Below are 14100 nucleotides of genomic sequence, written 5' to 3'. Positions count from 1 at the left end.
CCAGCCCCCTCGAGCCATGCGTCGAGACCCCAAAGCCCTTCTGTGCGGCATCAGCCCTCTGCTCGGGATCCTCCTGTCCGTCGCCTGCGTGGGGGAATCTTTCCACCAGGACGCGAACGGCGAGGGTGGCGCAGGAAACGTCCCAGCAGCGACCGGCGCGGGCGATGGCGGCGCAGGCCTCGTGGGCCCGGGCAGCACCGGCAGCGCGGCAGGGCACGGCGCCGGTGCGGGGGACAGCGCCAGCGCGGGCGGCGGCGACGGCGGCAGCGCCGGCACAGGCGGCAGCGCCGGCACAGGCGGCAGCGCCGGCACAGGCGGCAGCGCGGGCGACGGCGGGAGCAACGGCGACGGCGGCAGCGCGGGCGACGGCGGCAGCGCGGGCGACGGCGGCGGAGCGGCCGCGGGGCGCCCGTGCAAGCGGGGCATCGGGTACGGCTACCACTCGGTCGCCGACCTCTCGGCCCTCTCGGCCAGCGTCGGCTGGTGGTACAACTGGGCGACCGTCCCCGACGAGGCGCTCCGGGGAGGCGCCTACGTCGACCTGGGCGTCGACTTCGTACCGATGGTCTGGGGCGGCCGCTTCGACGCCGACCAGGTCAAGGCGGCGATCCCGAGCGGGGCGAAGTACCTGCTCGCGTTCAACGAGCCGAACTTCTTCGCTCAGGCCAACCTCTCCGCCGCCGAGGCCGCGGCTCTGTGGCCAGACCTCGAGGAGATCGCCGACGAGAAGGGGCTGAAGCTCGTCTCGCCGGCCGTGAACTTCTGCGGCGGCGGCTGCCACGAGACCGATCCGTTCGCGTACCTCGACGCCTTCTTCGCCGCGTGCGAAGGCTGCCGCGTCGATTTCATCGCGGCGCACTGGTACGCTTGCGACAGGCCGGCGCTCGAGTGGTACCTCGGCGAGCTCAAACGCTACCGGCGCCCGATCTGGCTGACCGAGTTCTCGTGCGGAGACGGCGCGGATCGGTCGCCCGAAGCCCAGGCGGCGTACATGCGAGAAGCGGTGCCCCTCCTCGAATCGGACCCCGACGTCTTCCGCTACGCCTGGTTTTCCGGGCGGACCGACGCGATCCCCAACGTGGACCTGCTCGGCGCGAGCGGGGAGCTCACCGCGCTCGGCGAGCTCTACGTCTCCCTGCCCCACGCGGAGAGGTGCAGCCAGTGACCGCCCGCGCGGCGGTCGCTCCGTCGACCCCGCCGCCCGCCGGCGCGGTCTCCGCCGTCGCCGCGGCCAGCCTCCAGGGCGCGCCGCTCGACTTCGCGGAGGTGTACGAGGAGATGTTCCCCTTCGTCTGGCGGACCGTGCGCCGCCTCGGCGTGGACGCCTCCGCGCACGAGGACGTGTGCCAGGAGGTGTTCGTGGTCGTGCACCGGCGGCTCCCGGAGTTCCGGGGCCGCTCGTCGCTGAAGACGTGGGTCTTCGGGATCGTGGTCAACGTCGTGCAGACGCACCGGAGATCGCTGCGCCGCAAGAGCCCCGCCCACCGCGGGACGGGAGAGACGGTGGATCCGGAGCTGCTCGCGGGGCCGAGCAACCTCAGCCCCGACGAGGCCATGACGAGGGCGGAGGCCGCGCGCGTGGCGCACGACCTCCTTGCGTCGCTCGACGAGGAGAAGCGCGTGGTGCTCCTCCTCGCCGAGCTGGAAGAGATGCCGGCGACGGAGATCGCTCAGGGTATCGGCGTGAACATCAACACCGTATATGCGCGGCTGAGGGCCGCCCGACAGGCATTTTCCGACGCGGTGCGCCGCCACCACGCCAGGATCCGAGGAGGCCGCGATGGATGAGCTGGGGCCTGGGGAGCGGGCGCTCCTGAACGCCCTCCGCGACGAGGACGAGCCGACCGACGACGATCGGCGGCGGATGCGCGCGGCCGTGTGGGCGAGGCTCGGCCTCGCCGGGGCGGCGGCCACGGCCGTGACCGCGAGCGCCAAGAGCGCCGCGGGGGCCGGCGCGGTCGGCTCGGTGAGCGCCGGGGCCGGAAGCGCCGCGAGCGGCGCGGCGGCGGCGCACGCGGTCGGCTCCGCCGCCGCGGGCGCGAGCGCGGCGGTCGCGAAGGGGGCGGCCGTCACGCTGCTCGGCGCCCCGCTGAAGATCGGGCTCGCGACGCTGATCGTGGGCCTCGCGACGGGCGCAGCGCTCTACCTCCCGGCGTCGGTCGAGGCGCCCGCGCCGCACGCGGCGGAAGCGCCGAGGCTCGCGGCCCCGACGCCCGGAGCGCCGCGCGCCGGAGCGCCCTCCGGCGCGCCGGGCGACGAGGCGCGCCCGCCCGCCGAGGCCAGCGCCCCTGCCGAAGAGAGCGCCTCCGCCGAGAGCGGGGCCGCCGCGCAGGCCAGCGCCTCCGCCGGGGTGAACGCCCTTCCCCCGGCCAGCGGCCCCGCCGAGGCCAGCGCCGCGCCCGCGGCCAGCGCCCCCGCCCAGGCCGGCGCCGCGGTCGCGTCGCGCGGGCCGGCGGCACGCGCGCCGGCGCCGGCCGCGGCCGCCGCGAGGCCGGGCGGCGAGGGGCTCGACGCCGAGATCGCGCTGCTGCGCGACGCGCAGCAGGCGCTGCAGGCGGGCCAGTTCGCGCAGGCGCTCTCGAAGCTGAACGAGCACGGGAGCCGCTACCCGAGGGGCGTGCTCTCGACCGAGCGCGAGGCCTCGCGCGCGATCGCGCTCTGCCGCTCCGGCCGCGCGGCGGCCGGCAGGGCGATCGCGGCGAAGCTCCTGGCGCAGAGCCCGGGCTCGCCGCTCGCGACGCGCGTGCGCGCCGCGTGCGGGCAGGAGGAGTAGAGTGCGCGGGTGCACGTCTCAAGAGCGGCCTGGGCCCCGTCGGCCCTGCAGGCGCTGATCGTCGCGGCGGGGCTGCTGCCTGCCCGCGCGCGCGCGGCGTCCGCCGAGGCGCGCACCATCGATCTGCGCTGGGAAGCGCCGGACGGGTGCCCGCCGGCCGACGAGGTCCGGAGCGAGATCGACCGGCTGCTGGGAACGTCGGCGCAGCGCCAGCCGATCGCGGTCGAGATCGCCGTCGCCCGCCAGGGCGGCGCGCGCCTCCGGCTCGATCTGCGCATCCGCGCGCCGGTGCCCGGCGAGCGCGCGATCCACGGCGACGACTGCGCGGCCATGGCGCGGGCGGCGGCGCTGATCGTGGCGATGTCGATCGACCCCGACGCGGCCGCGCGGAACGCCGCCGCGCAGCCGGCGCAACCTCCGGCGAGCGGCGGCGACGGAGCGGCCGCGCCGCGCCCGCCGCCGCCCGCGCGGGGCCGCGCGCCGCGGAGCCCGCCGCCTGCGGCGAGCCGGCCGCCGCCCGCCGCGAGCCGGCCGCCGCCGGACGAGCGCGGCGTGGAGGGGGCGCTCTGGCTGGGCGCGCAGGTCGAGCAGGCGCTCGTCCCGGCGATCGGCGTCGGGGTCGCCGCGGGCGGCGGGATCCGCGTCGGCTGGCTCCGCGCGGACGCGGCGGCCGGCGTGGTGCCGTCGAGCTCCGGCCGCATCGCCGGGCTGAACGCGGGCGCCGAGTTCCGGCTCTGGTTCCTCGAGGCCGACGCGTGCGCGCGCGCCCTCGGCCGTCCCCTCGGCGTGTACGTCTGCGCGCTCGGCCGCCAGCACTGGCTCCTCGCCCGGGGGCGCGACGTCGACGAGGCCTTCACCCGCACGGCGCCGATCTTCGCGGCCGGCCTCGGGACGCTGATCGAGTGGCGCGTCGCCGCTCCGCTGAAGGTCGAGGGGGCGCTGCACGCCCTCGTCCCGCTGCAGCGCCCCCGCTTCGTCGTGGAGAACCTCGAGGGGACCGTCTATCGCCCCCCGGCCGCAGGTCTCAGCGCCCGCCTCGGCCTCGCGCTGGCCTTCTGAGCGTCACGGCCGATCCGGACCGGCGGTCCACGCGGCCTCGATCGCGCAGCCGGCCAGCGCCTCGCCGTAGATGCGCAGCTCGTCGTAGCGCCCTCCGAAGTACGGGTCCTGATCGAACTGGGACCGCCCGAGCCAGTTGTTCACGTCCTGGATCGCCGAGAGCGGAAAGCCGACCGGCGCGCTGCCGAGGAGCGCGCCATCCAGGTAGAGGGCGAGGGACGCGGCCGCGCCGTCGAAGACGACGGCGACCTGATGGATCTCGCCGTCGTCGAGCGTCGGCGCGGTGGGGATCGCCACCTCGCCCGCCGCGCCGCTGTCGCTCGCGAGCGCGGCGACCCCCCGCGGGTCGAAGCCCGTCGACGGGGTGATGACCAGGTAGGACTCTCCCACGCTCCCGTCGCCCTCGACGGGATCTTCGCCCCCGCTGCCGAGGCCGAAGTCGATGATGCGCAGGTAGGCGCCTCCACCGTCCCGGGCGACCCAGGCCATGACGGTGACATCGCGCAGGCCCGAGAGGAGCCCCGAGGGCAAATCGACATAATCGTCCTCGCCGTCGAGGGTGAGCCCCCCTCCGCCATCGAGGCTCGCGCCGCCGAGGATCTCGCCGTCGGCACCGCCGACGGCATCGGCGACGACCGCTCCCACACCGTCGAACGTGTACCGATGTGTGGGAGATGGCAGCGCATCACACGGAGTCGTACCAACACCCCCTTCCCCGCCGCTGCCCGCCTCACCGCCGCTGCCCCCTTCCCCACCGCTGCCCGCCTCACCGCCGCTGCCCCCTTCCCCGCCGCTGCCCGCCTCACCGCCGCTCGCCGGGGGCGCCGGGTTCATGCGACCCACCGCGATCTCCACGTCCGCTCCGCACCCGGACAGCCCGAGGAGCAACACCATCACCGTAGTCTTCTGCGCACAGAGCACGGCCTGATCCTAGCGCGCCTGTGCTGTCGATTTGATCACGAACGCAGCGCGCTCCGGCCACGAGGGGGTATCTGCCGATTCCACACGCGGGAGACGACGATGACCTTCAGACTTGACCGGGTGTTCGCGCGCCCCTGGCTCGCTGCCGGGGGGTGTCTCCTGAGCATCTCGTGCACTGGCATCCTCGGGGGCGAGGACGCCCCGGAGCAAGACGCCTCCTCCGCCGCGCCAGGCGGCATGCCTTTGCACCACATGACGGCGTCGGAGTACAACAACACCGTCGCCCACCTCCTGGGAACGCGCCTGAGGCCCGCGGACGGCTTCCCGGCCTTCGGCGCCAAGGGCTTCGACGCGAGCGTCAGCGCGCTGTCGAACCTGTCCCAGGTCCTGGTCCAGGGGTATTACGACGCCGCCAAGACGCTCGCCGAGGACGCGTTCTCGAACGAGGCGCAGCGCGCGAAGATCCTCGTGTGCGACCCGGCGCAGGGCGCGGGCGACGGGTGCGCGCGCGAGATCATCGAGCGCTTCGGGCTGCGCGCCTTCCGGCGCCCGCTCGAGGCGGCGGAGGTCGAGCGGTACGCGGCGCAGTACGCGGACGCGATGAGCACCCTCGAGATGTCGCCGGTCGAGGCGCTGCAGCACGTCGTCCGGACCCTGCTGACATCGCCGCATTTCCTCCTGCGGGTCGAGGCGGGCCCCGATTCGGAGCGATCGCCGGGCGCCCTCAACGGCTACGAGATCGCCTCGCGCCTCTCGTACCTGCTCTGGAGCTCGCTCCCGGACGAGGAGCTCTTCGACGCGGCGGCGGGCGATCGCCTGGCCACCGAGGACGAGCTCCGGCAGCAGGTGGACCGGATGCTGGGCGACCCGAAGACCGCCGCCTTCTTCCAGAACTTCTTCGGCCAGTGGCTCGGCACGCGCACGCTCCCCAGCCACAACGTCGACGCGTCCCTGTTCCCGCTCTGGAACGACGAGGTGAAGGGCGCGATGGTCGATCAGGCGAACGCCTACTTCGCCGAATTCACCACCGGCGAGCGCCCGTGGTCCGAGTTCCTCACGGCGCCCCACCCGGCGAATTCGCTGCTCGAGCCGCTCACCGCGAGCGACCCCGAGGGCGTCCGCGGGGGCTTCCTCACGCTCCCCGCGTTCCTCACGCTGTCGTCGCGCGCGGATCGCACCTCGCCCACGTCCCGCGCGAAGACGATCCTGGCGCAGCTCTTCTGCGTGCCCCTCGCGCCGCCCGCCAACGTGGACATCCCCGAGCTCGACGCCCCGGGCAGCGGATCGGGCGCGGTCGACAACGTCCGCGCGAAGCTCGAGAAGCACCGCGAGTCGCCCGACTGCGCGAGCTGCCACGACCTGCTCGACCCCATCGGGCTGAGCCTCGAGAACTTCGACGCGATCGGCGCCTACCGGACCGAGTACCCGAACGGCGATCCGATCGACGCGACAGGCAAGCTCGAGGACACGGAGTTCCAGGACTTCTCCGGCCTCCTGCCGAAGCTCCAGGCAGACCCCCAGCTCGGGGTCTGCCCCTCCGAGCAGCTCTTCACCTATGCCCTGCGCCGGCGCCCGACCGGCGCGGACACGTCCACGTTCAGGGAGATCGCCGCGCGCTGGGACAGCGGCACGCTCGCGGATCTCGTGAAGCACGTGGTGACCAGCGACGCCTTCCGCCTCCGCGGAGGCAAGGGCGAGGCGCAGTGAGGCCGCGGGCGCGTTTGCCGAAGGACACCGGTCACGAAGGAGCGATGCGCACATGAAACGCTTGATGACACGCAGGAACCTGTTGCGCGGCGCGGGCGTCTGCCTGGCGCTGCCGTTTCTCGAGAGCCTCGCGCCGCGCCGGGCGCGCGCGGGGGAGCCCGGCACGCCGAAGCGCTTCGTGCTCTGCACCTTCCCGAACGGGGCGCCCCACCACTGGTGGGAGACGGCGCCCGCGTTCGGCAAGACGCTGAAGGGCGCCGATTTCAAGCTGCCGAGGGTGCTCGAGCACTTCGCGCCGGTGAAGTCGAAGATGCTCATGATAAGCCGCCTCGGCAACTACACCTGGAGCAAGGAGCAGAACCCGTTCATAGAACCGTCCCATTCGCGCTGCGCCGCCGCGCTGTCGACCTGCGTCGACGCCGATCAGCTGGGGAGAGACGCGGGGCAGGACCTCGGCGAGTGGGTGGGCAACGGCGTCTCGGTCGACCAGCTCATCGTCCAGAAGGCCGGCCCGGAGCAGGCGACCCGCATCCCGTCGCTGCAAACGGGGCTCGGGGTGAAGCCCGGCTTCTTCGACGGGCGCAGCTACGCCTACAATCAGGCCGTCTCCTGGAAGAGCCCGCGCGAGCCGCTCAAGCGCTCGGTCAACCCGAAGGCGGTGTTCGACGCGCTCGTCAGCGCGGGCGCGGCGCCCGCGGCGCCCGTGCCCGGCCAGACCGACGAGCAGGCCAGGATCGAGGCGGAGCGCCGCGCGGCGACCGAGAAGAGCGTCATCGACGCCGTGCTCGCGGACGCGAACTCGCTCATGAGCCGGGTCGGCTCGGACGATCGCAAGATCGTCCAGCAATACCTGGACTCGCTGCGCGCGATCGAGAAGAACGTGACCCGCGTCCAGTCGACGATGACCCCGGGGCAAGGGAGCCTCGGCTGCAGCCCGATCCGCGAGCCCGGCGTCGTCCCAGAGCCGCCCGGACAGCAGGAGGGGCTCAACGAGAACGACAGCACGGAGGCCGGCGAGTACAAGCACGACGATCACGCGAACGTCATGATCGATCTCATCGTCATGGCCATTCAATGCGACGTGACCCGCGTCGTCACCCACATGCTCGACGACGCGCGCTCCGAGTTCGAGTACCGGTGCATCCCGGCGGACGTCCGCGCGAAGGTGGGCCTCGAGTACCGGGAGGGCAGCAGCCTCCATTATCACTCCTGCCAGCACGGCCCGGGCAACCTGGGCAGCACGAACGAGGGCGGCCGCTACGCGGTCGTCGAGGAGAGCAACCTCGATTTCGCGGCGATCAACTGCTGGCTCGGCCAGAAGACGGCGCAGCTCGCGCAGCGGCTCGACGCGATCCCCGAGGGCGACGGGACGGTGCTCGACCACTGCGTGATGATGTACATGAGCGAGATGCGTACGCACGATCACGACGCGTACGATCTGCCCATCGTCCTCTTGGGCGGCGACGGCGTCTTCCTGAACGACGCGCACGTCGCCTACGACGCGCTCGGCAATGATCGCCAGCTCCGCGATCTGTGGTTCACCATCATGAACCAGTACTACGGCCTGGGCGTCGCGTCGTTCGGCGATGATCGCCGCGGCGAGCCGAACCGGCTGCTCGAGGAGATCCTGCGGTAACGCGGGGAATCGCGGTTTTTCTGGGTGGGTTTACGTCGGAGGGTAGCGCGATGATCGAACGCCGCTCACGTCGGCCATTGTCTCGGGGTCTCCACGTCGCGCTCGGGCTGCTCGCGGCCTGCGCAGCAGGGCTCGGGTGCTCGGGCGACCCGTCGCCGGCGTCTCCCCCGCCGGGCGGCGGGGGCGCGCCGCCGGACGGCGCGGGCGGGGGCGATCCCCCTCCTGCGCCGTGCGTGGAGGCGGAGGGCGGGCCGGCGCTGCCGCGGGCGTTCGCCCTCAATTGCGGCGGGTGCCACAGCGCCCACGGCGGGACGAGCGGCGGGTTTCCCGATCTGTTCGCCTTCGACGGCTCCCTGGAGGCGTTCACGGCGCAGGTGCGCACCGGCAAAGGCCGCATGCCGGGCTTCGGCGAGCAGGCGATCACGTCGGCCGATATCGAGGCCATCTACGCCTATTTCTCCTCGGGTGCGCCGCCCGCGGCGACCTGCCCCGGCGGCGAGGTCGACCCCGGCGAATGCTCCGGCGTGAGCGGCCAGATCGCCCCCCTGTTCCCCGCGGCCGCGGGCGGCAAGGCGATCACCACGACGGCCGCGGACGGGACGATCACGCTCGAGGCGGCGGGGCGCGTGCGCGGCCGCCACGAGCGAGAGGAGGAGTTCAGCCCGTTCCAGCCGCGCTATTTCGAGAACCGCAGCTACAAGTTCATCGTCGAGGACGCGATCCCGGCGGGCGGCAGCACGGTCAAGTTCACCTGGCTCCCGAACGCCAAGGCGTCGGACACCCAGGTGATCAACTTCCGCTGCTGGTACACGGGCGACGGCAACGTGTTCCATTCGAACAACGGCATGGACCGCATCACGAGCACCCACTGGGAGTTCGTCGTGGATCGCAACGCCAGGGAAGGCAGGGAGATCCGCGAGGGCGATCTGCTCGAGTTCGAGTTCGGGGTGTTCCTCGACCCGGCGACCGTCGAGGGGAGGACCAGCTATTACAGCGACACGTTCCGCTACCGCGTCGGCAGCGGCGAGCTGACGCCGTTCGACGCGCCGAACGACGCCGCCCTGTCGGGCGGAGACGGGACGATCCCGTACATCTACGCGGAGCCCCACCTCTATTACGAGCAGATGGCGCTGAACATCCAGGAGGGCTCGATCCAGCGCTTCCTCGAGGGGCGCCGCCTGTTCCACACGGACTTCGCGACCGGCGAGCACACCGAGGGCGGCAATCCCGTCTTCGACGAGCACGCGGGCAAGGCGGGGCCGCTCTCGAACCAGACCACGTGCGCGGGCTGTCACCTCCACAACGGTCGCGGCGCCCCGCCCGAGCCCGGCGAGGCGATGGAGACCGCCGTCGTGAAGCTGTTCGGCGCCGGGGCGAGCGCGGACGGCAAGCCCACGGCAGACCCGATGTACGGCCGGCAGCTGCAGGACAAGGGGCCCGACGGGAGCCCCGGCGAGGGCACGGCCACCGTGGCCTACGCGGAGGAGCCCGGGCAGCTCCCCGACGGCACGCCGTATGTCCTGCGCCGGCCCACGTTCCGCTTCGACGGGCTCTCCGCGGGGCAGATCGCGCGCTACTCGGTCCGCGTCGCCCGGCCGGTCGTGGGCATGGGCCTCCTCGAGGCGATCGCGGAGGAAGCGGTGCTCGAGCGCGCGGACGGGATGGACTGCAACCAGGACGGCATCTCGGGCCGTCCGAACCTGATCCCGGATCCGGTCTCGGGGGCGCTGCGGCTGGGGCGCTTCGGCTGGAAGGCGGGCAAGGTGAGCGTGCCCCACCAGGTCGCCGACGCGCTTGTCGCGGACATGGGCGTGACGACGAGCCTGTTCCCGGTCGAGGAGTGCGGCGAGGAGCAGGCGGGCTGCCGGGCCGGCGCGAGCGGGGCGCCGGAGCTCTCCGACGAGGATCTCGACCGGATGGCGGCCTACATGCGCGTGCTCGGCGTGCCGCCGCGCCGCGACACGGCGGACCCGGCGGTCCAGCGCGGCGAGGTGCTGTTCAGCCAGGCAGGGTGCGCGAGCTGCCATGTCCCCTCGATGAAGACGGGCAGCCATCACCCGTTCGTCGAGCTGCGCGATCAGATCATCCACCCCTACAGCGATCTGCTCCTGCACGACATGGGCGAGGCGCTCGCGGACACGTCGACGAGCGAAGCCCTGGCGGGGCCGCGCGAGTGGCGGACGCCGCCGCTCTGGGGCATCGGGCTGCTCGAGGCGGTGAACGGCCACAGCCAGCTCCTGCACGACGGCCGCGCGCGGGACGTCGTCGAGGCGATCCTGTGGCACGGCGGCGAGGCGGACGCCGCGAAGCAGCGCTTCGTGGCGCTCCCCAGGGAAGACCGCGACGCCGTCGTCGCCTTCCTCCGCTCGCTCTGAGCGCTCAGAGCCCCGAGCGGCGCGCCATCTGCTTCGAGATCCAGCGCATCGGGCCGGGCGCCACGCGGGCGGCGAGGCTCGCCGTCTTCACGAAGAGGCTCGTCTCCCAGACGTCCCGTCGCGCCTCGACGGCGCGCACGATCCCCTCGGCGACCTCCTCGGGGCTCTGCGGATTGTGGCCCGGCGGGCGGTAGCCGACGTTGTCGTCGGTCACCACGGCGTTCGCGTGGAACGGGGTCGCGACCGGGCCCGGGCGCACCACGAGCACGCGCACGCCCCGCGACGCGAGCTCCGCGCGGAGCGACATCGAGAGCGCCTCCAGCGCGAACTTCGACGAGGCGTACGCGCCCATCCGCGGCGCGGCGACGAGCCCCGCGATCGAGGAGACCATGACGATCGTCCCCTGCGCGGCCGAGAGGGGCTCGATCGCGAGCTGCGCGAGGCGCACGGGCGCGACGACGTTGAGCCGGTAGATCGCCTCGAGCTCGGCGGGGTCGATCTCGAGCGACGGCGCGTAGTAGCCGCGCCCGGCGTTGTTCACGAGCACGTCGAGCCGGCCGTACGTGTCGAGCGTCCGCTCGCAGAGCGCCTTGCGGTCCTCCTCGGCGGTCACGTCGCCGGCCACGGCGAGGGCGTCGCCGCCCGCCGCGCGCACCTCCTCGACGACGCGATCGAGCGCCTCGCGCCCGCGCGCGCTGAGCACCACGCTCGCCCCGCGCTTCGCCCAGGAGAACGCGAGCGCCCGACCGATTCCGCTGGATGCACCGGTGATGACGACGACAGGAGCCATGTCGGCGAGAGTATACGTTCCTCGGGTGAGCTGAGGAAAATACGCTGTCCCTCGCCCCCCGGCGTCGGCCGAGGCGCGGCGCGCCTCGCACGTCGCGGCGCGAGGTGCGCACCGCGACGCCGCGACGCCCATGTCGCACCGCGCCCGCGCCGCTCGCAGCACGCCGGACATCGAGGGACCTCTCCTCGGCGCCGGTCGGCATCATGCGCCGCTGCGCGCGTGCTGCTTTCGACCGCGCGCGCGCCTACCATGCGGGCCTTGCTTCAATGCGCGCACCGGCGACACGACGCCGCCCGCTCGCCGAACCTCACCGGGTGAACATGAAGAAGCTGATCAGCGCGTTGCTCACGGGATCCTTCGTCGTCGCGGTGGCCGCCTGCGGCGACGACGGTCGGGCCGATCCGCCCTCGGGCACGGGAGGAGGCGCCAGCTCGGGAGAGGGCGGGAGCGGAGCAGGCGGCAGCGGCGGCGGTGACGGCGGCGCCGGGAGCACCGGCGGCGGCGGCGCCGGCGGGGACGAAGGAGGCGTCCGGTGCGCCGGATCGGACCTCGTGTGCCCCGAGGGCACGCGGTGCGAGATCGACGCGGAGGGCGAGCCGTCGGGCTGCACGGCCGCGTGCGACGAGGCGCGCGCCTGCGGCGACGCGGCGTGCTGCAGCCCCGGCGCCGCGTGCGTGGACGGCGGCTGCGCGGCGGCGGACCTCGTGCTCGAGCCCGCGCAGCGCGGAGAGCCCGTCACGTTCGCCGCGATCACCGTGGGCGAGGACGCGTGCGAGCTGATGCACGGCTGCGTCGGCGCGAGCGGGCGGCGGGCGCTCCTGCGCTTCAACGTCTCGCTCAGGAACGCCGGCGACGTGCCGCTCGACCTCGGCGCGCCCTCGGAGAGCGCCGTGTTCGAGCCGAATTTCTGCGAGGATAGCTACGTCGTCCCGCGCTTCTTCCGCGCGCGCCTCAAGCAGGGCGAGGCCGCGGTCGCCGAGGCCGAGCTCGACGCGCGCTGCGTCGCGATGCAGGGCGGCCAGTACAGCTGCAGCGCGCAGGGCCTCGGCCCCGGAGAGCGCGTCGACCAGCCCGGCACCGTCGCGTGCAACGCCGTCGACGTGACCGGCGTGCCGGCCGGGCTCTACGAGCTCGAGATCACCGTCAACCCGAACAGGGCGATCGCGGAGGCGAGGTTCGACAACAACACGATCGTCCTCCCCGTCGACTACCCCGCCTGCGACGGCGCGATGTGCGGCAGCGCGTGCTGCCCGAGCGGCCACGCGTGCGTGGACGGGGTCTGCATGGTGCCCGACCTGCGCCCGAACAAGGAGCGCATCGTCGACACGGTCCAGTTCTCGTACCAGACGTTCCCCGCGGACGCCTGCGAGATCGTGGAAGGGTGCATCGCGGGCCCCGGCAGGCGGCACCTCCTCCAGTTCGAGGGGCGCATCGAGAACGCAGGCCCCGGCCACCTCGACCCGGGCCCCGAGTTCGACAACCCGCTCTTCGAGTACGCGCAGTGCCACGGGCACTTCCATTTCAGGGAGTTCACCGATTACCGGCTGATCGACGCGAACGGCGAGGTCGTCGCGCAGGGCCACAAGCAGGCGTTCTGCCTGACGGACATGGCTCCGCTCGATCCCGAGTCCCCGGCGACGCCGGGCTTCCCGACCTCGGGGGGCAATGGGTGCAACTTCCTGAGCGCGGGGTGGGCCGACATCTACGACGTCGGTGTTCCGTGCCAGTGGGTCGACGTGACGGACGTGCCCGAGGGCGATTACATCCTCCGCGTCGCCGTCAACCCGACCGGCGCGGTCGCCGAGCAGTCGATCGAGAACAACGTGGTCGAGGTGCCCGTCCACGTCCCGGCGTACACGGCGTGCGTGCCCGAGCCGGAGATCTGCGGGGACCTCGTGGACCAGGACTGCGACGGCGTCCCCGACAACGGCTGCGGGGGCGCGGGGTGCGTCGTGCCGCTCCCCGAGGTGTGCGGCAACGAGGTCGACGAGAACTGCAACGGCGTCCCCGACGACGGCTGCGCGCCGATCCCGGGCGCCGACAGCTGCGAGACGCCGGGGGAGCTCGCGGCGTCGATGGATTACGCCGCGCGGATCACCGCGGAGAACACGTCGGACGTGGCCCTTTCGTGCGGCGGCGAGGGGGGCGAGGTGTTCTTCCGGTTCACGCTGCCGTCCGAGCAGGTCGTCTACCTCGGGACCCTGGAATCCGAGATCGACACGGCGCTCGCGGTGCTCGAGGGCGACGGGTGCGGCGGCGCCCCGGTCGGCTGCGCAGCCCGGAGCTGCGGCCCCTCCATGCTGGGGGCGCACTTCGCGGCGAAGCTCCCGGCCGGCGCCTACACGGTGGTGGTCAAGGCCATGAGGCCCGGGGACTCCGGCCTGGTGCGCCTCCGGTTCGAGCGCCCGACGTGCCTCGGCGAAGGCGCCGGGGTGATCGCGGGCAGCGGGCTCTTCAGCGGCGACACCACCGGGACGCCGATCCCGCCCGCGGCCGTGTGCGGCCCGAGCAGCCCCGAGCAGCCGTACTATGTCCCCGTATGCCCGGGGGTCCCCATCCTTGTGTCGTCGTGCGGCCTGGCGGACTTCCCGATGACGCTGAAGACCGCGGACGACGCCTGCAATCCGGTCAATGTCCAGTGCTCCAGCGCGCTCGGGGCGTGCACGGGCGCGCCGGACGGGGCCAATGCCTCGATCTTCGGGATGCGCTCGGGAGGGGGCCTCGGCTCCATCACCGTGAGCGGACGCACGCCGGTGGATTTCGGGCCGTACCAGCTGTTCGTCACGCAGTTCTTGTGACCGGAGCGCGCCGCCGGGCGTGACCCGCGCGGCGGCGCTCC

10 protein-coding genes are annotated in these 14100 nt (G+C 73.3%); 8 read left to right on the top strand and 2 right to left on the bottom strand.

Going from position 1 to position 14100, the window contains the following annotated elements; translation table 11 throughout:
- Positions 1–88 precede the first annotated feature (88 nt).
- The 4 genes from WME83_RS09255 to WME83_RS09240 are packed head-to-tail and all read left to right on the top strand — an operon-like array spanning position 89 to position 3832.
- Positions 89–1165, top strand: a complete 1077-nt coding sequence (locus tag WME83_RS09255; protein ID WP_437318898.1) for a glycoside hydrolase family protein — start codon at positions 89–91, stop codon at positions 1163–1165.
- Positions 1162–1788, top strand: coding sequence for an RNA polymerase sigma factor (locus WME83_RS09250; protein ID WP_437318897.1), 627 nt, complete (start codon positions 1162–1164; stop codon positions 1786–1788). Before WME83_RS09255 ends, WME83_RS09250 begins: the two co-directional genes overlap by 4 nt.
- Positions 1781–2773, top strand: a complete 993-nt coding sequence (locus WME83_RS09245) for a hypothetical protein (protein WP_437318896.1) — start codon at positions 1781–1783, stop codon at positions 2771–2773. The genes WME83_RS09250 and WME83_RS09245 overlap by 8 nt, the downstream gene beginning before the upstream one ends.
- A 9-nt stretch (positions 2774–2782) precedes the next feature.
- Positions 2783–3832, top strand: a complete 1050-nt coding sequence (locus WME83_RS09240; RefSeq protein WP_437318895.1) for a hypothetical protein — start codon at positions 2783–2785, stop codon at positions 3830–3832.
- 3 nt (positions 3833–3835) lie between these two features.
- Here the strand turns inward: WME83_RS09240 and WME83_RS09235 are convergent, their stop codons facing one another.
- Positions 3836–4753 (bottom strand): LamG domain-containing protein, encoded by a 918-nt coding sequence (locus WME83_RS09235; RefSeq protein WP_437318894.1) that lies wholly within the window; start codon positions 4751–4753, stop codon positions 3836–3838.
- Positions 4754–4852: 99 nt separating this feature from the next.
- Between WME83_RS09235 and WME83_RS09230 the strand changes: the two genes are divergently transcribed.
- The 3 genes from WME83_RS09230 to WME83_RS09220 all read left to right on the top strand — a co-directional run bounded on the left by WME83_RS09230 (position 4853) and on the right by WME83_RS09220 (position 10471).
- The gene (locus tag WME83_RS09230) at positions 4853–6460 is read left to right on the top strand and encodes a DUF1592 domain-containing protein (RefSeq protein ID WP_437318893.1); all 1608 of its coding nucleotides are present in this window, start codon (positions 4853–4855) and stop codon (positions 6458–6460) included.
- Between the two features lie 52 nt (positions 6461–6512).
- On the top strand, positions 6513–8096 hold the full coding sequence (locus tag WME83_RS09225; protein ID WP_437318892.1) for a DUF1552 domain-containing protein: 1584 nt from the start codon (positions 6513–6515) through the stop codon (positions 8094–8096).
- Between the two features lie 77 nt (positions 8097–8173).
- Positions 8174–10471 (top strand): di-heme oxidoredictase family protein, encoded by a 2298-nt coding sequence (locus WME83_RS09220; protein WP_437318891.1) that lies wholly within the window; start codon positions 8174–8176, stop codon positions 10469–10471.
- Between the two features lie 4 nt (positions 10472–10475).
- Here the strand turns inward: WME83_RS09220 and WME83_RS09215 are convergent, their stop codons facing one another.
- Complete coding sequence (locus WME83_RS09215; RefSeq protein ID WP_437318890.1) at positions 10476–11261, bottom strand: SDR family NAD(P)-dependent oxidoreductase; 786 nt, start codon at positions 11259–11261, stop codon at positions 10476–10478.
- A 320-nt stretch (positions 11262–11581) separates the two neighbouring features.
- Between WME83_RS09215 and WME83_RS09210 the strand changes: the two genes are divergently transcribed.
- On the top strand, positions 11582–14059 hold the full coding sequence (locus WME83_RS09210) for a lysyl oxidase family protein (RefSeq protein ID WP_437318889.1): 2478 nt from the start codon (positions 11582–11584) through the stop codon (positions 14057–14059).
- Positions 14060–14100: the final 41 nt, after the last annotated feature.

The sequence above is a fragment of the Sorangium sp. So ce385 genome (assembly GCF_051474135.1).
In the GTDB taxonomy this organism is placed as follows: Bacteria; Myxococcota_A; Polyangia; order Polyangiales; family Polyangiaceae; genus Sorangium; species Sorangium cellulosum_D.
This window is presented reverse-complemented; position numbering and strand designations above follow the sequence as displayed.

Bases quoted from the DNA above. Each gene is read 5' to 3' on its own strand.
- WME83_RS09245 (WP_437318896.1), top strand. From the start codon at position 1,781: ATGGATGAGCTGGGGCCTGGGGAGCGGGCGCTCCTGAACGCCCTCCGC.
- WME83_RS09230 (WP_437318893.1), top strand. From the start codon at position 4,853: ATGACCTTCAGACTTGACCGGGTGTTCGCGCGCCCCTGGCTCGCTGCC.
- WME83_RS09225 (WP_437318892.1), top strand. From the start codon at position 6,513: ATGAAACGCTTGATGACACGCAGGAACCTGTTGCGCGGCGCGGGCGTC.
- WME83_RS09215 (WP_437318890.1), bottom strand. From the start codon at position 11,261: ATGGCTCCTGTCGTCGTCATCACCGGTGCATCCAGCGGAATCGGTCGG.
- WME83_RS09210 (WP_437318889.1), top strand. From the start codon at position 11,582: ATGAAGAAGCTGATCAGCGCGTTGCTCACGGGATCCTTCGTCGTCGCG.